16 protein-coding genes are annotated in these 16894 nt (G+C 42.1%); 9 read left to right on the top strand and 7 right to left on the bottom strand.

Annotation, left to right across the window (positions count from 1 at the left end):
• The first annotated feature begins 19 nt into the window (after nt 1–19).
• A complete protein-coding gene (locus tag N480_RS06550) occupies nt 20–997 on the top strand; it encodes a sterol desaturase family protein (protein ID WP_063371717.1) in 978 nt (325 codons plus the stop codon).
• 73 nt (nt 998–1070) lie between these two features.
• Here N480_RS06550 and N480_RS06555 read toward each other — a convergent pair whose 3' ends face one another.
• The gene (locus tag N480_RS06555; RefSeq protein ID WP_063371718.1) at nt 1071–1355 is read right to left on the bottom strand and encodes a hypothetical protein; all 285 of its coding nucleotides are present in this window, start codon (nt 1353–1355) and stop codon (nt 1071–1073) included.
• Nucleotides 1356–1646: 291 nt separating this feature from the next.
• Complete coding sequence (locus tag N480_RS06560) at nt 1647–3215, bottom strand: cation:proton antiporter family protein (RefSeq protein WP_063371719.1); 1569 nt, start codon at nt 3213–3215, stop codon at nt 1647–1649.
• 202 nt (nt 3216–3417) lie between these two features.
• Here N480_RS06560 and N480_RS06565 point away from each other — a divergent pair, with 202 nt between their 5' ends.
• Complete coding sequence (locus tag N480_RS06565) at nt 3418–4161, top strand: sporulation protein (RefSeq protein WP_063371720.1); 744 nt, start codon at nt 3418–3420, stop codon at nt 4159–4161.
• A gap of 25 nt (nt 4162–4186) precedes the next feature.
• The gene (locus N480_RS06570) at nt 4187–4639 is read left to right on the top strand and encodes a GNAT family N-acetyltransferase (protein WP_063371721.1); all 453 of its coding nucleotides are present in this window, start codon (nt 4187–4189) and stop codon (nt 4637–4639) included.
• A 49-nt stretch (nt 4640–4688) separates the two neighbouring features.
• Here N480_RS06570 and N480_RS06575 read toward each other — a convergent pair whose 3' ends face one another.
• The 4 genes from N480_RS06575 to N480_RS06590 form a co-directional block, all read right to left on the bottom strand.
• Nucleotides 4689–6035 carry a sodium-dependent transporter gene (locus N480_RS06575; RefSeq protein WP_063371722.1) on the bottom strand — a complete coding sequence of 449 codons (1347 nt, stop codon included), beginning with the start codon at nt 6033–6035 and terminating at the stop codon, nt 4689–4691.
• A gap of 201 nt (nt 6036–6236) precedes the next feature.
• Nucleotides 6237–7550 carry a sensor histidine kinase gene (locus tag N480_RS06580; RefSeq protein ID WP_063371723.1) on the bottom strand — a complete coding sequence of 438 codons (1314 nt, stop codon included), beginning with the start codon at nt 7548–7550 and terminating at the stop codon, nt 6237–6239.
• A gap of 86 nt (nt 7551–7636) precedes the next feature.
• A complete protein-coding gene (locus tag N480_RS06585) occupies nt 7637–8344 on the bottom strand; it encodes a response regulator transcription factor (RefSeq protein WP_063371724.1) in 708 nt (235 codons plus the stop codon).
• A gap of 146 nt (nt 8345–8490) precedes the next feature.
• A complete protein-coding gene (locus tag N480_RS06590) occupies nt 8491–9294 on the bottom strand; it encodes a hypothetical protein (RefSeq protein ID WP_063371725.1) in 804 nt (267 codons plus the stop codon).
• Between the two features lie 217 nt (nt 9295–9511).
• Between N480_RS06590 and N480_RS06595 the strand changes: the two genes are divergently transcribed.
• Nucleotides 9512–10666 carry a serine hydrolase domain-containing protein gene (locus tag N480_RS06595; protein WP_063371726.1) on the top strand — a complete coding sequence of 385 codons (1155 nt, stop codon included), beginning with the start codon at nt 9512–9514 and terminating at the stop codon, nt 10664–10666.
• Nucleotides 10667–10685: 19 nt separating this feature from the next.
• Here the strand turns inward: N480_RS06595 and yhbY are convergent, their stop codons facing one another.
• On the bottom strand, nt 10686–10982 hold the full coding sequence (yhbY, locus tag N480_RS06600) for a ribosome assembly RNA-binding protein YhbY (RefSeq protein ID WP_063371727.1): 297 nt from the start codon (nt 10980–10982) through the stop codon (nt 10686–10688).
• A gap of 84 nt (nt 10983–11066) precedes the next feature.
• Here yhbY and rlmE point away from each other — a divergent pair, with 84 nt between their 5' ends.
• The 5 genes from rlmE (at nt 11067) to tpiA (ending at nt 16892) form a co-directional block, all read left to right on the top strand.
• Nucleotides 11067–11696: a 23S rRNA (uridine(2552)-2'-O)-methyltransferase RlmE gene (gene rlmE / locus N480_RS06605; RefSeq protein WP_063371728.1), complete on the top strand. Its 630-nt coding sequence runs from the start codon at nt 11067–11069 to the stop codon at nt 11694–11696.
• 67 nt (nt 11697–11763) lie between these two features.
• The gene (ftsH, locus tag N480_RS06610; protein WP_063371729.1) at nt 11764–13701 is read left to right on the top strand and encodes an ATP-dependent zinc metalloprotease FtsH; all 1938 of its coding nucleotides are present in this window, start codon (nt 11764–11766) and stop codon (nt 13699–13701) included.
• A gap of 185 nt (nt 13702–13886) precedes the next feature.
• Nucleotides 13887–14732: a dihydropteroate synthase gene (folP, locus tag N480_RS06615; RefSeq protein WP_063371730.1), complete on the top strand. Its 846-nt coding sequence runs from the start codon at nt 13887–13889 to the stop codon at nt 14730–14732.
• Nucleotides 14729–16069 carry a phosphoglucosamine mutase gene (glmM, locus tag N480_RS06620; RefSeq protein ID WP_063371731.1) on the top strand — a complete coding sequence of 447 codons (1341 nt, stop codon included), beginning with the start codon at nt 14729–14731 and terminating at the stop codon, nt 16067–16069. Before folP ends, glmM begins: the two co-directional genes overlap by 4 nt.
• Before the next feature lie 79 nt (nt 16070–16148).
• Nucleotides 16149–16892 carry a triose-phosphate isomerase gene (gene tpiA, locus N480_RS06625; RefSeq protein ID WP_063371732.1) on the top strand — a complete coding sequence of 248 codons (744 nt, stop codon included), beginning with the start codon at nt 16149–16151 and terminating at the stop codon, nt 16890–16892.
• Nucleotides 16893–16894 lie beyond the last annotated feature (2 nt).

Here is a 16894-nt window from a genome sequence, read left to right on the forward strand (position 1 = left end):
TTTGGAGTTTATACGCTAGATGTTAGACACTATTTGGCAAAGCATCAGTACATTGCCAGGTTACCTTATAGACGCAAATAAGCGTATTTTCTGGTTATATCTTGCTTCAGCGGCGGCTATGGCTGCATTTGTCTATTGCGTTACCAATCAGTCCCGTTCGTTGAAAGGGTTTTGGCAGTTTCTGTTTCCAAGCACCGTGTGGTTTCATGAGAGTGCAAAACAGGACTACTGCTTATTCATCATTAACCGAATTATAAAGGCGCTAACCTTTGCACCTATTGTGCTCACAATGGTGCCTGTGGCAATCGGTATTTCTGACTTGATGGAGACCGTGTTTGGTCCGTCGTTACACCTTAGCTGGCCACAGTATATGGTTGTTGGGTTGTTTACTTTAATGCTGTTCTTAGTCGACGACTTAACTCGGTATTTATTGCATCTTGCATTGCATAAAATCCCCTGTTTATGGGAAATACATAAAGTACATCACTCAGCGAAGGTTCTTACCCCTTTTACTATCTATCGTTCACACCCTATCGAAAGCTATTTCTATGCGTGCAGAATGGCGTTAACTCAAGGTATCGTCGTGGGGCTAGGGTATTTCTTTTTTGGCTCAGCACTCAGTATGTTTGATATATTGGGAGCTAATTTATTTGTGTTCATTTTTAACGTGTGTGGGTCTAACTTACGGCATTCTCATATTTGGTTTACGTGGGGAGATCGCTTAGAAGGGTGGTTTATCAGCCCTGCTCAACATCAAATTCATCACAGTGATAATCCAAAACACTTTGACACAAACATTGGTTCAGCGTTGGCGATATGGGACCGAATGGCTGGCAGCTTAATCAAGGCCTCTGAAACCAAAGGTATTTCAATAGGGGTTGGTAAGTATGATGCTGGGCATGACTCTATATGGGCAATTTACTATAAGCCGGTGATTGAATGTATCAAAGCGTGTATACCAAAGCGCGTGATGAATAGAAAGCGCCGAAGAGGGTAAAGAAGGTAGGCTGGCGACGGGCATTGCCAGCCTAGTAAGAGGAGAGTAGGCCCCTCTAAAAATCGTTATGGAATTAGTGCATCACACGTCTAGAAGTGCGGTAGAAGCCTAACTCATTGAGTTTGTTAATTAGGCTCGGGTCGTCAAGTCGCTCTGGCGTAGATTCGTTACGCAAGTAATGATCTTGAGGTACAGCATGTAGATCTAGCATTTTATGAAATAAAATATTACGAATGGCTAGCGCTGTCATTCCCGAGTCTTGAATATCATCCAAACGTTTTTGTATATCAGAAAACGGGGCTGCAGTGACATCGTCAACAGCTGCTGGAAAGTACGAATTTAACTTATTTTTGCTCATGCAAACCCTCATTAACAATCTTGATAGAATTTTCTCTTGTTCCCAAAAACAGATACTAAGTATAAGATTTAAGTACAAAAATTAGAGACACGTTCTCTAAATGACGTAGCCAGTGTACTCTTTTTCGTGGTCGAATTACTAACTTCGTTGTAAAGTTTTGTAAATCGCACTATTACAAAAAATGATGGAAAGTCGGGTGAGGTTTTAGACGTCTAGATGTAAGTGTATGACAGGAAAATAAAAATAGTTCTCAGTACCCTTTAAGGGACCTGAGAACTATAATGAGAAACCCTAAAATAATTTTTCTTTTACGTGTTCTGCAAAGCCACTACCTGCTTCTAAATAAAAGTTATAAGTAGAATGAACGCCCATATCTTCGAGCTCTTTTTGTTGATCTGGGTAGTTTGCAATCGCAGTTACTTGCCCTTGATAGCCAGACGCTTGGAGTTGCTCTAGCGCATAGATGTTTTGCATATGCTTCGGCATAGCGAGCATGACCATTTCGACACTAGAGTGGTTAACGCGCTGCCAGAAGTCAGGGTCGGTTGCATCGGCGATTAACACGCGTCTTCCTCGTCTGATATGTTTGTCAACGACTTCAGGCTTAATGTCGATACCGGCGACTGAGCCCGGATGAGAATTATGGATGGTTTCATATGCACCAGTACCGATACGTCCCATTCCAAATATCACGATGCGCGTATCCGTTAAATTGACAGGTAACTCTTCTTCTAAGCGTTTAGGGTTCTCAAAGCGCACTAAAATGTGCTCAAACTTCACATATAATTCGTTCGCGCGTTTGTTTAGTGGAGAAGCGAGAATAAAAGTCAAAGAAACAGCAATGGCGACGACGGCTAACCAGTCTGCAGCGATTAACCCACTGCTTGCAGCGACAGCGCACACAATCAGGCCAAATTCGCTGTAATTCGACAAAGTAAAAGCGCTCAGCAGCGAAGTACGCGCTCGCAACCTAAAGCGATTAGTAAGTACATAATAAAGCATGACTTTAACAGGCAGTACTAACACCAATAAGAGCCCGATGAGGAGGGCATTTGTCGAAATGCTGGCATTGAGACCAATATTGAGGAAAAAGCCAACTAGCAAAATATTTTTAAGATTTAATAAGGACTTGGAAAGCTCACTGGCTTTTTTATGAGGCGCGAAAAGCATACCGATTATCAAGGCGCCTAAGTCGCCTTTTAAGCCTGCAAATTCAAACGCATGGTAGCCAATTACGAGCGCAAAGAAAAACCCAAATAGCGGCAGTAGTTCACCATGCTTTGAGCGACTTAAAACCCAAAACATGAGCGAACGGAAAACAAAAAGTCCAGCGATAAGCGCGATGGCCCAAATGTTAGGAACTTTACCGGTACTAATGGCTAAGAAGACCACAGCGAAAATATCCTGCATAACCAGAATTCCGATCGCAATTTTGCCGTGCAAGCTGGCCATTTCACCACGTTCTTCAAGTACCTTGACCGCAAATACAGTGCTAGAAAAGCTAAACGCAAAGCCCACTAGTAACGCACTTTGCAAGTCTAATTGGTCAAACAACGGAAGCTGCATGACGCCGAGTACCAGAAGTAAAGATGCAAAGAAAATACTACTCAAGATGATATGTAGGGTGGCAGGAGCCCAAACCTGTGGTTTGACAAGGTTTTTAACTCTGAGTTTTAGGCCGATACTGAATAATAAAATAGTTACGCCTAAATCGGCTAGTTGAGAAAGGAGGGGGGTGGTTTGTTGCCCCATTAAGTTGAGGATAAAACCAGCCATTAAGAATCCAATCAACGGCGGTAGCTTGAGTTGATAGACCGAAAATCCACAAGCAAAAGCGATTGCAAAGTAAAGTAGTTCCATAAGTCATGCAGATTGTACTAGGTAGTCTGATTCTATCAAATCAATCTGTTTTATAAACAAATTCTGCACAAAACAGTATTAATCTATGTGCATCTTTTAGTCGTACGATATGTCATTTGCATAAAAACGTTAGATTTTCACTGACAAGCAACGACAAATGTGTTTAAGATGCCTTAACGGAACATCCTCGAGAGGAGTAATGATGTTTAAAAAACTCTTAGCATCTGTTGGAGTAGGTGCTGCAAAAGTCGATACAGTATTGGAAACTGAACACTTACACCCAGGTCAAAAGTTTCAAGCACAAATCATTGTTATGGGTGGTGACGTAGAGCAGGAGATCTCTGGGCTAGAATTGGCATTAATGACCAAGGTGAAGGTAGAAAATGACGATGGAGAGTACTTCACTAATCATGTAATAGAAAAGTGGCGTCTCCCAGCTGAGTTCACAATCGCACCAGGTGAACAACGAATCATACCTTTTGAAGCAAGACTGCATTCAGAGACACCAATTACTCAAATTAATGCGCCATATAACCACTGCCATGTTTGGATTGAGACTGGTCTTGATATTGATTTAGCTTTAGACCCTTCCGATAAAGACGCATTACATATTTATCCCAACGAAGCTGTTAAAGCCGTACTAACCGCGATGGACAAGTTAGGCTTTCAACTGGTTAAAGCCGATGTTGAGAAAGGTTACCTGCGCGCTTCGAGCTTTCAGTCGACGTCGGGCTGCTATCAAGAAATTGAATATCGTCCAAGTAGCCACTCTATGTTTGGTTTGCAGGAGATTGAGCTATCATTTGTGCCAGAAGCACATAAGACACATGTGTTAATTGAATTAGATCGTGCATTTAGAAGTGATGGTTATATTGATTTAACGATTGAACATGATCAGGTGAACTTATCGCGTATCTGTGACCAGCTAGAGAGACTTTTTGCTTAATTACTGGCTGAAGATGAGATAACGGATGTTAGAACCAGTTATAAAGACGTTTCACGAGTTAAGTCGTGATGAAATCTTCATGATGTTTAAAGCGCGTGTAGACGTATTTGTTGTTGAGCAAGCATGTGCTTACCCTGAAATTGATGATGTAGACCGCGCTTTAAATACACGGCACATACTTTTTCTTGAACAAGGAAGCCTCAAAGCCTACGCAAGGTGTTATTTAAAGAACGAAAGTATAGCGAGTATTGGCCGCGTATTGATTGCGCCTGATGGGCGGGGCTCTGGGCTAGGGTACACGTTAATGAATGCTGCACTTGCTTGCTGCGCGCAACAATTTCCCAGTGCGCAGGTGCAAATTGCAGCTCAGAGTTACCTACAGCCGTTTTATGGCAAGCTTGGTTTTACAGCTATCAGTGAAGTGTACCTTGAAGACGGTATTGAACACATAGATATGCAACTAGTGCAAACCATGTAGTGTTGAGCAGACAGTAAAAGAAAAAGGCGCTTCTCTCGAAGCGCTTTTTTTATAGTGAATTTATAAATACGAGGCCAATAGCTAACGGACAGACAAACTTGATGTACCAAGGCCAAATTTTCCAGAACAAAGTGTTGTCTACTGCTTCATTTCCTTCTTTAATTGCTGCGAGCAACTTACTTCTATGCCATATCCAGCCAGCAAAAATACAGCACAACATGCCAAGCAAAGGTTGTGCAAACTGCGTGGTTAACTGAACCACAAAGCCAAATAACGCAGAAAAATTAAAAATGATAGAAACGCTCACAACACTGACAATGAGCCCTATAAGCCAAGTAGCTTGTACGCGAGCCAGTGCGAACTTTTCAACAACGTAAGAAACAGGTGCCTCAAGCATAGAGATTGAGCTTGTTAAGGCTGCAATGCTCATTAGAGCGAAAAATGCGAAGCCAATGTAAATACCTATGCCACCCATACTTTCAAATAAGGCCGGTAATACTTGAAACACTAAGGTATCTTCAGACAATAATTCTCCCGAAGCCGAGAAAATTTCAACCCCTTGAGCTTGTGCTACATACATAGCAGGGATGATGAGCATACCCGCTACAAAAGCTATAAATACGTCAATTAATGTGACGTATGCACCTAGTGAAACAAGGTTTTCTTGTTTGCTTATATATGAGCCATAGATGATCATCACACTCGTGCCCAAGGACAGTGAAAAGAACGCTTGTCCCAGCGCACTAACGAGTAGACTCGGGTTTAAGATCGAGCTGAAATCCGGCACCAAATAAGCCTTCAAACCTGTCATAGCGCCCTCTTGCGTTAATACATAGCCAATGAGTGCGAAGAGAATAAATAACAGCGCTGGCATGAGTCGTTTTGACCATTTTTCAATGCCGTTTTCTACACCTTTACTGATGATGGAAACGGTTAAAATAATAAAAGCGGCTGTAAATATTAGGTCTCTCGATAGCGACTGTTCGCTTAGCCAAGAGGTTGCTTGATCTGTACCTGCAATGACAGAAATAGGTTCCAGAGTTGCGCTGAACATCCATCCTGCAACAATGGCATAAAAGCTGAGAATGAGTCCCGCACAAACAATGCCACCAAAGCCCACAAAAAATGCGAAGCGTTTTTGCATCTGGTTATTTGCTAGTTTTTGCAGTGATGCGACAGCATTGGCTTGTCCGTGTCGGCCAATAACAAGTTCAGCCATTAATGCGGGATAGGCAAGACAAAACGCGAGTACTAAATAAACCAGTACAAATGCAGCTCCACCATTGCTAGCGGTCTGTGTCGGAAACCCCCATATATTGCCTAAACCAACGGCAGAGCCTGCGGCGGCCATAATAAATCCAAACCGAGAACTAAACTCTCCTCGAATACTGCTCATGTTTTTATATTTCTCTTTTTTTAAAGACGGCCGCAACAATCTACTGTAAATGAAAGCAAATAAAAAGCCTTATCTGCACTGATCTAGCGCAAGAATGAGTGTTAAAAAAGGCCGTAGTTATAAATATCCATATTATAATTACGATTATTATTGTAACGTTATGATATTTTAAGTGTTTTGCGCAGTTTTCTTGAAAAGGTGTCAGCGGTTGTGTACGTTTTGTGAAACTGCTTTACAAGGTAAGGTTAGCGTGAATTTAGCTCCGCCAAGTAACTCTGAGCGACTCACTGAAGCTTTACCGTGGTGCCAATCAATTACTTTAGCAACGATGGCAAGTCCTAGGCCATAGCTTTTACCTGCTCTATTACGATGTCCTTGCTCTTGAAAGAACGGGTCAAAAACCTTGTTCCAATTCTCCTGCTCGATACCGGGACCATCATCCTCTATGTTTATTTCTATTTCATGATCATGTGGCTGGGCACTAACAAACAGCTGCATATTTGCAAAGTCACAAGCATTACTTAGTAAATTTGATATAGCGCGTGCTAGCCAATGAAGGTCTGCCTCAACGACTAACTCTGGATGGATTGAAATATTGGCAGTTAACCCTTTTTTGGACATCTTAGGGTGCATTTGAGCTACAACGTCTGAAACGTATCCATTGAGTTTGATAGGTTCAAATTTCAACAAGTGAGATTTTTGCTCAAGCGTTGCAAAAGACAAATAGCTTGATAGCATATCTTCCATTTGATCGAGGTCTTTTTCCATTCGCTCGAGTAGTAAGTGAACCTCTTGTATATCGTCCTCTTCCAACGCCGCATCGAAACCAAACCGTAAACACGCGACAGGCGTGCGAATATCATGTGACAGACTAGATGCCATTAATTTATTTTCAGCTAATAGCTTTTCGATTTGGTTCGCCATTCGATTGAAAGTTAGTTCTACATCTTTAATGTAGGTAAAATGATTTACTTCAATACGCGTATCTAGATTTCCACTGGCAAATTGTTTTGCTGCATGTGTCAAAACCGAAAGGCGTTTAGCCAAAGGTGCCAGTACAAACCACATCAGTGCACAAACACCTGAGTAAAATGCGAGCGTGAGCAAAACATCATAGCTGTTGCGCTCAGGAGGCTTTTCCAATTGAAGTTCGATGTAATCGGGTTTTAATCGTGGTGTCGATTTAAGCAGGTAAAAATAACCTTCATCAGAGTCTATTAATAGCCCTTGAGGTCTATACATCTGCTCGGTAACTTCGGAAGGTAGGGCTAAAGAGGCTCCGGAGTGGTAGGAAATAGTGAGGTCAAAATCTTTACCAGCTTTTTCAACAAAATTTAGTCGCTGGTCGAGTGGAGTTGAGCTAGCTTGGTTGGCAATTCCCACTAATAATTTGGCTTGCCAAAAAAAGCTGTCATCATCTGGAGAAGTTTGCTCATTAAGCGTGTCTATCAACCACCCAAGAACGATGATTGAAATAATTACACCAGTAAGCAAGGATAAATATAATTTTCTCACAAATTCACTCTACCTAGTACAACATGATAACTTCAAGCGTTGGGGGTTGAGTTGTGCAGTAAGGGGGCTGCACAACTCAGCAGGTACTACCAAGCCGTAGGTACTAGTAAGTAGCCTTTGCCCCAAATGGTTTTTATCTTTTCAGGGTTTTGTGGGTCGTCATCAAACTTTTTACGTAGCGCCGAAATTAATACGTCTACACTGCGGTCAAGGCCATCATACTCTCTTCCTTTTGTAGCCTTGAACACCGCATCTCTAGACACGACGTTACCAGCATTTGAGGCAAGAAAGTGAAGCAGTAAGTACTCGGCACTCGAAATCGAAACTTCTTGACCTGATACGACAACTTTTCGAGCCTGAGTATCAATTTTGAGGTTTCCGACATTTAGAATAGCGCTACTAGAGTCATTTTGAGCGCTATTATCTTGAGCCGCCCTCGCATTTGCTTTGATCCTAGCTAGCAGTGCTCTTGGGCGTACTGGCTTGATAACATAGTCACTGGCACCCACTTCTAAGCCGATTACTTCATCCATTTCTTCATCTTTGGCTGTTAGCATGATGATAGGCTTGCTATAAAACTGACGTAACTCTCTACAGACACTGATACCATCTTGGCCTGGTAGCATTATATCCAGCAATACTAAATCAGGGTTATGCTGTTTAACCATTGCGACGACTTCGTCACCACGATGACAGCAATGGGTTGTGTAACCTTGATTATTTAAATAGTCCGCTACCCATTGTGCGAGTGATTCATCATCCTCAACAAGTAATATCGTACCGTACTGCTCCATGAAAACTCTCCTTTAACATACCAACTAAGTATCATTATGGACGATGACACTGGTGCCTTTTAAAATCATACTAACCTTTTTATATCATCGTGCAATTATAATTGCGCTGTGGGATATTTTTGTAATTAAGTGTATGAGTTTGTTGCCTATTGAACATTTAGCTTATCAATTAAGTTGTGTGTCAGTGTTAACATCATTTTTGGTGTTAGTTCACTCACTTCAGTCTTTTCACATGCTCCAGCTACCTTTATAAGCGGAGTAATGTTTGGTTGGACGACGTATTGCGGGATAGTCACGGGCTCTTGGTACCTATCTTTACGGGCTTGTTCAGTGTTTTGCTCAGCAACAAAGGTGATAACTTCTTGCTCATTAATTACTTTTTCGGTCTCAGTAAATGAATATTGCAAAGGGATGCCCTGAAACCCTGCACTGTCTACTGATGATTTTGCAAACCAGACAACATCAGCAGAGTCGTTATGTGTTAAGCGCATGCTAAGAGAAGCGGTAATATTACTGCACTGTTTACTTGGATTGGTTTGAGATATTTTTGCAATATAGGGGTGGCTATTGCTTGGTTTATTGAGCACGTACACTTTATCTCGACCGTATGATAAATCCATTTGTTGAATAACGAGTCTATAATCGGTGTTTTCTTGGGAGTCGACCTGCAAGCCTTTCTCTTTGAGCATGTTAATCAGTGATGCGCGAAAGGCGTCTGTGAGTGTTACTTTACTCGAGTCGATGTAAACTGTGTCTTGTCTTTTTACAACATGCGCGGGTAGTTGCACTGATTTAATACGCGCAGATTCTAACTCTGCCGTATAACTAATTTGGTAGATAGATTTTTGTAAAAGTGGTTTAGAAGGAACACTAAGCTTAGGCGCCAGTGGTTGAGTCATTGTACACCCTGTTAAGCCGATGAGTGCCAAACAGCTAATGATTCCTCGCATTATAAGTACCTCAAATTACAATTTTCTATAATATCAAATGGATTTTAGAATAAATTTTACATGGTAGGCCATGCATAACGACAGTCTTAAATTGTTCAAGTTTGTAACGCATACAATGCGACAAACCATAAAGACTCCTGTTTATTTTACGTTTTCCGTGAGCTCGCGACTTATTTTCGTGATACCATAACACCGCGTGTTAATGTACAGAGTCATTATGAAGTCACTACTTATTTATTCAAAATGCCTACTATTGCTAACTCTTTCACTTGCAGTGAAGAGTGACGAACAAAAAAAAGCAAAAGCATGGGAGCATTTTGTAGGCGACTATTCTAAGCAAGTCCGACAGAAACTAAAAGAAAAATCGATACCCGGAGCTGCATTGAGCATTACTCATGTAAAGTTTGGTGATATAGCGAAAGGCTATGGCAGAACGAAAGCGAAGAAGGGGCTACCTGTTAACGGACAAACTCGGTTTCGTTTAGCATCTGTCTCAAAAACTTTTGCGGGATCACTCACGGCAAAGTTAGCAGCGGATGAAAAAGTCGATTTGGACCGCTACGTTGCTGATTATCTGCCTATTTTCAGAGATAGCCAATATGCGCCTCTGCGTGTATATCACCTTTTGAGCCACTCCAGTGGACTGGTACCCAATGCGTATGACAACTTGATTGAATCACGTATGGAGTATGACAATATCTATCCGAGGCTGTTAAAAGTTGATAGGTTGTGCCGTCCCGGCATATGTTATGGCTATCAAAATGTCATGTTCAGTTTGATTGGTAATGTAATAAACCAAGCAACAGGGTTAAGTTACGACACTTGGCTCAATGAGTTCATTTTTAAGCCTTTAAGTATGAAAGATGCGGGACTTGGGTTCGAACATATGACCAAAGACGATAACTTTGCTTTGCCTCATGTTAAAGGACGCAAATATTGGCATACAGCAAAGTTGAAGAAGCACTACTATAAAGTTGCGCCTGCTGCAGGGGTAAACGCAAGTGCTGAAGATATGGTCATTTGGTTAAAAGCTCAACTAGGCTTGTTCCCCAGTGTCTTGTCGCTTGATGCATTAACAATTCAGTCAAGGCCATTCACTTTGACTAAGCGTGAACTTCGCAGGCGTGTATGGAAAAAATATGTTGAGCAGGCGCATTATGGGTTGGGCTGGCGAATATACAGTTTTGAAGGCGAGACGGTCTATTATCACAGTGGTTGGGTGCAAGGCTATCGTACCGATGTGGCAGTTATTCCATCTTTGGGGATAGGGTTTAGTTTACTATTAAATGCTGAAAGTGGCTTAATTAATCAATTGACAACCGATTTCTTGCGTAAGGCAATTGATTTAGCACGCGAAGTTGAACCGCATTAGCGGTTCAACTACACAGTGTTTAGTTGCGAGGCAAGATAATTTTTTTGTCTTCACTTTGACGGTATAGCACGATAATGTGACCGATCACTTGTACTTTATGTGCTCCAGTTTCACGGACAATGGCATCAAAAATAAGTTGTTTGGTTTCACGATCGTTGGTCGGTACTTTAACTTTGATCAATTCGTGTATTTCTAAACATTGTTCAATTTCTAGCAATACACCTTCGGTTAGGCCGTTACCACCAAGTAAAACGACTGGTTTCAGGGCATGTGCTAACCCTTTCAGGTGCTGCTTTTGTTTATTTGATAATGTCATATTGGTACAATTTACTAAATTAAGGCTTGAATTCTCGACATTCTAACGCCATCTAAAGAAGATTACTAATGAGTTGCAGTGAATATGGCAAATAAAAAGCACTCAGCGAGCTCAAAGCGCTGGTTAAAAGAGCATGTAGACGATCCATTTGTACATGAAGCCCAAAAACGAGGCTACCGTTCTCGTGCAGTGTTTAAATTAGAGGAAATACAGCAGCGGGACAAACTGATCAGACCTGGTATGCACGTTGTAGATTTAGGTGCAGCTCCTGGCAGTTGGTCACAATATCTAGCTGAGCAAGTATCAGAGAAGGGCGAGGTAATTGCGTGTGATATTTTGCCAATGGACTCCTTACCGGGCGTTGCATTTTTACAAGGCGACTTCCGTGAAGAAAGCGTTTTAAACGCATTGTTAGACCGGATTGGTGGTAAGAATATCGACGTGGTATTCTCTGACATGGCACCTAATATGAGCGGCAACAATGTTATAGATCAGGCCGGTAGTATGTATTTAGTCGAATTAGCACTAGATATGTGTCACCAAGTACTAAAACCAAATGGTGCGTTTGCGGTTAAGGTGTTTCAGGGCGAAGGCTTTGATCAATTTGTACAAGAAGTACGTAATGCCTTTAAAGTTGTAAAGATACGTAAACCAAAAGCGTCTCGACCTAGATCTCGAGAAGTATATATAGTGGCGACAGGATACAAACTGTAGTACAGTTGAGGTGCATTTAAGATGATTTTAAATAAATTGGATACAAGAGGTTAACCCCTTGAGCGATATGGCGAAGAACTTAATTCTCTGGCTTGTCATAGCAGTCGTGCTAATGACAGTGTTTCAGAGTTTCAATGGTGGCGAGCAATCTGATCGTCAGACAAGTTACACTCAGTTTGTAAAAGAAGTCCGTAGTGGTGTGGTCAGAGAGGCAAATATTGACCGTGCTGCTGGTACTATTTCAGGGATTAAAAATAACGGTGAGCGCTTTCAAACGATCATGCCGTTATATGATGAAGATCTAATTAATGATTTGCTTAAAAACGATGTAAACGTCAAAGGTGTTGCACCGGAAGAGCAATCGTTTTTAGCGAACGTTTTCATCTCTTGGTTCCCAATGCTGTTGTTGATTGGTGTATGGATATTCTTCATGCGTCAGATGCAAGGTGGCGGCGGTAAAGGCGCAATGTCTTTCGGCAAGAGTAAAGCGCGTCTAATGAGCGAAGATCAAGTCAAAACAACTTTTGCAGATGTTGCAGGCTGTGATGAAGCAAAAGAAGACGTTACTGAATTAGTCGATTTTCTACGAGACCCGTCTAAATTCCAGAAGCTTGGCGGTAACATTCCTAAAGGGGTGTTGATGGTAGGTCCTCCTGGTACGGGTAAAACGTTACTTGCAAAAGCTGTTGCAGGTGAAGCAAAGGTACCGTTTTTTACAATTTCAGGTTCTGATTTTGTTGAAATGTTTGTCGGTGTTGGTGCATCCCGTGTAAGAGACATGTTTGAACAAGCTAAAAAAGCAGCGCCTTGTATTATCTTTATCGATGAAATTGACGCTGTTGGCCGTAAACGCGGTGCAGGCATGGGTGGGGGTCACGATGAACGTGAACAAACGCTAAACCAAATGCTGGTTGAAATGGACGGCTTTGAAGGCAATGAAGGTATCATTGTAATAGCTGCAACCAACCGCCCAGACGTTTTAGACCCTGCTTTATTGCGCCCTGGTCGTTTCGACCGACAGGTAGTTGTAGGTTTACCAGACGTGAGAGGCCGTGAACAGATCCTTAACGTGCATATGCGCAAAGTACCTTTGGACTCTAATGTTGAGGCATCTCTCATCGCGCGTGGTACACCAGGATTTTCTGGTGCAGATCTAGCGAACTTAGTTAATGAGGCTGCATTATTTGCTGCGCGTGGTAACAAGCGCAAAGTAAGTATGGCTGAGTTTGACGCAGCAAAAGATAAGATCATGATGGGCGCAGAGCGTAAATCAATGGTTATGTCTGAGAAAGAAAAAGAGATGACTGCTTATCATGAAGCTGGGCACGCAATTGTAGGGCGCTTAGTACCAGAACATGATCCTGTTTATAAAGTGTCTATTATCCCACGAGGTAGAGCGTTGGGTGTGACCATGTACTTACCGGAGCAAGACCGTGTAAGCCACTCGAAAGAACATTTAGAATCAATGTTATCTAGCCTCTATGGTGGCCGAATTGCAGAAGCCATAATTTATGGTGATGAAAAGGTGACTACAGGTGCAAGTAATGATATTGAGCGAGCAACTGACATTGCGCGTAAAATGGTAACTCAATGGGGTTTAAGCCCTGTACTTGGACCACAAATGTACATGGAAGAGCAAGGCGAAATGTACATGGGCGGTGGCGGCTCAAGAATGTCTGGGGTGTCGGGCGAAACAGCGAAATTAATTGACGAAGAAATTAAATTATTTGTCACTCGCAACTACGACCGGGCCGAGCAAATCTTAAAAGACAATATGGACATCCTTCATTCGATGAAAGATGCACTAATGAAATATGAAACGATAGATGCCGGACAGATTGACGACCTCATGGAACGCAAAGAAGTACGTCCTCCTAGAGACGCACATGACCGCAAATCTGACAAAGATGGTGGTTTGAATGGTGGTGCGACTGAGACGAAGAGTGAAGAAAATAACTCGGATGTCCCGCCTCCTAGCAATACAGAGGTTGATGACAAGCCTTAATAAAAGGTAAAATGTCACAGCAGGAATTAAGGCCTCGATGGTTAACCTTCGAGGCCTTTTTGTATCTTTTGTAATACTTTGTATCTATATGCGCCTAATACCAGACTCTATGTGAGTGATTTTGGTCAATAAACTGGTAGGGGTATTTAAAGTATGCTTAGATACAATTAATAGGAAGGCAATTTATGTTTCAACTCTCTTTACCTCGAGGTCGTACCCTTGATCTCCAAAGCCCGCAAATTATGGGCATAGTGAACGCAACTCCAGACTCTTTTTCTGATGGTGGTAAGTATTACAAAAATGATAACGCTGTCATTCAGGCGCTTGAGTTATTGGAGCAAGGAGCCAGCATACTCGACATTGGCGGCGAATCAACTCGTCCGGGTGCAGCTGATGTATCGTTAAATGAAGAACTGGACAGAGTTATTCCAGTTATTGAAGCGATTCGAGCGCAGTCTGACTGCATTATATCGATAGATACGAGTAAAGCAGAAGTAATGAAACAGGCTATTCATGCGGGTGCTGACATTATTAACGATGTGCGTGCTTTGCAAGAAGAAGGGTGTTTGGAAGTTGCAGCTGAATTTTCTGATGTACCTATATGTTTAATGCACATGCAAGGTCAACCAAGAACGATGCAAGCTGCGCCAAAATATGACCACCTAATTAACGAGATTATTTCATTCTTTGAGGCTAGAATTGCGGCTTGCGAAAAACTTGGCATTGCTCGCACTAGACTCATCTTAGATCCTGGTTTTGGATTCGGAAAATCTTTACAACATAACTTTGAGTTGCTTGGGAAATTTAATCAATTTTCAGAATTGAATTTGCCTTTATTGGCAGGTTTATCACGCAAATCTATGTTTGGAAACTTATTAAATAGGGATACGAATGAACGCTTAGCAGCAAGCTTAAGTGGTGCATTGTTATGTGCACAGCAAGGTGCGCATCTCATACGCGTTCATGATGTAAGAGAAACGAGTGATGTGTTGCAGGTATGGGCTGCAGCAAACCATGGAGTAACTAAATGACAACGAGAAAATATTTTGGCACCGATGGTGTAAGAGGGCTTGTAGGAGAGTTCCCCATTACACCTGAGTTTGCCCTTAAATTAGGTTGGGCTGCTGGTAAAGTCCTATCTAAATCAGGAACAAAAAAAGTAATAATAGGTAAGGACACGCGAATTTCTGGATATCTGCTCGAAACTTCGCTTGAAGCGGGCTTAATCGCTGCTGGAATCGATGTCGTTTTACTTGGTCCTATGCCGACCCCTGCGGTCGCTTATTTGACGCAAACCTTCAGAGCTGAAGCGGGAATTGTGATCAGTGCATCTCACAACCCTTATCATGATAATGGTATTAAATTCTTCTCTGGTAACGGGAAAAAACTAGCAGACGACGTCGAATTAGAAATCGAAGCAATGCTTGATGAACCGATGACGTGTGTGACTTCAGAATCCCTAGGTAAAGCTCGCCGGTTAGATAGCGCAAGTGGCCGCTATATTGAGTTTTGTAAAAGTCAGTTCCCCAAAGAGCTGTCATTAGAGGGCATCAAAATTGTACTAGATTGTGCGAATGGGGCTACGTACCATATTGCACCTTCTGTCATGCAGGAATTAGGTGCAGAGGTAATCGCAACGGCGTGTGAGCCAGATGGCGTGAATATTAATGCAGAGTGTGGTGCAACACACGTTGATGCGTTAAAACGTCAGGTGCTTGAGCACAAAGCTGATGTTGGTATTGCCTATGACGGTGACGGTGACCGCGTAATGATGGTTGACCACAATGGCCGTGTTTTTGACGGTGATGACATTGTTTATATTGCTGCCTTACAAGCCAAGTTCAACGGCACGCTTAAAGGTGGAGTTGTCGGCACTGTGATGTCAAATATGGGTCTTGAAAATGCACTTAAGGCACAAGATATTCCATTCCTGCGCAGTAAAGTTGGAGACCGCTATGTACTTGAACTACTTGCTCAAGAAGGGTGGAATATTGGTGGTGAAAGCTCTGGTCACGTACTTAACCTTGATCTGATTGCGACTGGTGACGGTATTATTTCTAGCTTGCAGGTGTTAGCAGCGATGGTTGCACAGAATAAAACACTCAAAGATCTTGGCGCCGGCTTTACCAAATACCCAATGAATATGATCAATGTTCGATATGCAAAAGGCACAGACCCTGTTGCTCATGACACTGTCAAACAAGTTGTAAAACAGGTTGAAGAAAAGCTGGACGGCAAAGGTCGAGTTCTATTACGGAAGTCAGGTACTGAGCCTGTAGTACGTGTTATGGTTGAAGCAGAACAAGAAAAGCAAGTAATGGACTTTTCTCAACAAATAGCCGAAGTTGTTGAATCTGTGAGCAATTAAACCAAAAAGTTAAAATTTTTCTTGTAACTTTGGACGAGTGACGTTAGTATCTCGTCCGCTTTCTTACGCGGAGTATCGAATGTTAAGTAGAAAGCCAATGGTCGCGGGCAATTGGAAAATGAATGGCTCTTTAGAGCTTGTCCAAAACATTGCTAGCGAAATTAAGAACATCAATAATAACGATGTTGAAGTAGTTGTTATTCCGCCAACTGCACTTCTAAGCAACGTAGTTGCTTCTGGTGTAAAAGCCGGTGTGCAGACAGTCTCAGAGCACCCACTTGGTGCATATACAGGTGAAGTTCAAGCGTCATTAGTGAAAGCATTAGGCGCAACTTATACGCTTGTAGGTCACTCTGAGCGTAGAAGTATTTACGGCGAGTCAAATGAAGATGTTGCCAATAAGTTTGAGCAAGCACAAACAGACAAGTTAATCCCTATACTGTGTGTAGGTGAAACGGAGTCAGAAAGAGAGCAAGGTCAAACTGAACATATCGTTGCAGAACAAATTAAAGCTGTAATCGATAAATTAGGTATAGCATCATTGAGTGACTCTGTGATAGCATACGAGCCTGTTTGGGCTATAGGAACTGGTAAAACAGCATCTCCTGAGCAAGCACAAGCAGTACACAAGTTTATAAGAGATTTAGTAGCGAGTTACGATACTGAAATCTCGAATTCACTGCAGATCCTATACGGTGGCAGTGTTAATGAAAGTAATAGTGAATTATTGTTCGCACAAGCAGATATCGATGGCGGTTTGATAGGTGGAGCAAGCCTTAAACCAGCAGCCTTTAGAACAATCTGTGAGAGTGCAAAAGGATAAGT

The sequence above is a fragment of the Pseudoalteromonas luteoviolacea S2607 genome (assembly GCF_001625575.1).
Taxonomy (GTDB): Bacteria; Pseudomonadota; Gammaproteobacteria; order Enterobacterales; family Alteromonadaceae; genus Pseudoalteromonas; species Pseudoalteromonas luteoviolacea_E.

Bases quoted from the DNA above. Each gene is read 5' to 3' on its own strand.
- N480_RS06550 (WP_063371717.1), top strand. From the start codon at position 20: ATGTTAGACACTATTTGGCAAAGCATCAGTACATTGCCAGGTTACCTT.
- N480_RS06555 (WP_063371718.1), bottom strand. From the start codon at position 1,355: ATGAGCAAAAATAAGTTAAATTCGTACTTTCCAGCAGCTGTTGACGAT.
- N480_RS06560 (WP_063371719.1), bottom strand. From the start codon at position 3,215: ATGGAACTACTTTACTTTGCAATCGCTTTTGCTTGTGGATTTTCGGTC.
- N480_RS06565 (WP_063371720.1), top strand. From the start codon at position 3,418: ATGTTTAAAAAACTCTTAGCATCTGTTGGAGTAGGTGCTGCAAAAGTC.
- N480_RS06570 (WP_063371721.1), top strand. From the start codon at position 4,187: ATGTTAGAACCAGTTATAAAGACGTTTCACGAGTTAAGTCGTGATGAA.
- N480_RS06575 (WP_063371722.1), bottom strand. From the start codon at position 6,035: ATGAGCAGTATTCGAGGAGAGTTTAGTTCTCGGTTTGGATTTATTATG.
- N480_RS06585 (WP_063371724.1), bottom strand. From the start codon at position 8,344: ATGGAGCAGTACGGTACGATATTACTTGTTGAGGATGATGAATCACTC.
- N480_RS06590 (WP_063371725.1), bottom strand. From the start codon at position 9,294: ATGCGAGGAATCATTAGCTGTTTGGCACTCATCGGCTTAACAGGGTGT.
- N480_RS06595 (WP_063371726.1), top strand. From the start codon at position 9,512: ATGAAGTCACTACTTATTTATTCAAAATGCCTACTATTGCTAACTCTT.
- yhbY (WP_063371727.1), bottom strand. From the start codon at position 10,982: ATGACATTATCAAATAAACAAAAGCAGCACCTGAAAGGGTTAGCACAT.
- rlmE (WP_063371728.1), top strand. From the start codon at position 11,067: ATGGCAAATAAAAAGCACTCAGCGAGCTCAAAGCGCTGGTTAAAAGAG.
- ftsH (WP_063371729.1), top strand. From the start codon at position 11,764: ATGGCGAAGAACTTAATTCTCTGGCTTGTCATAGCAGTCGTGCTAATG.
- folP (WP_063371730.1), top strand. From the start codon at position 13,887: ATGTTTCAACTCTCTTTACCTCGAGGTCGTACCCTTGATCTCCAAAGC.
- glmM (WP_063371731.1), top strand. From the start codon at position 14,729: ATGACAACGAGAAAATATTTTGGCACCGATGGTGTAAGAGGGCTTGTA.
- tpiA (WP_063371732.1), top strand. From the start codon at position 16,149: ATGTTAAGTAGAAAGCCAATGGTCGCGGGCAATTGGAAAATGAATGGC.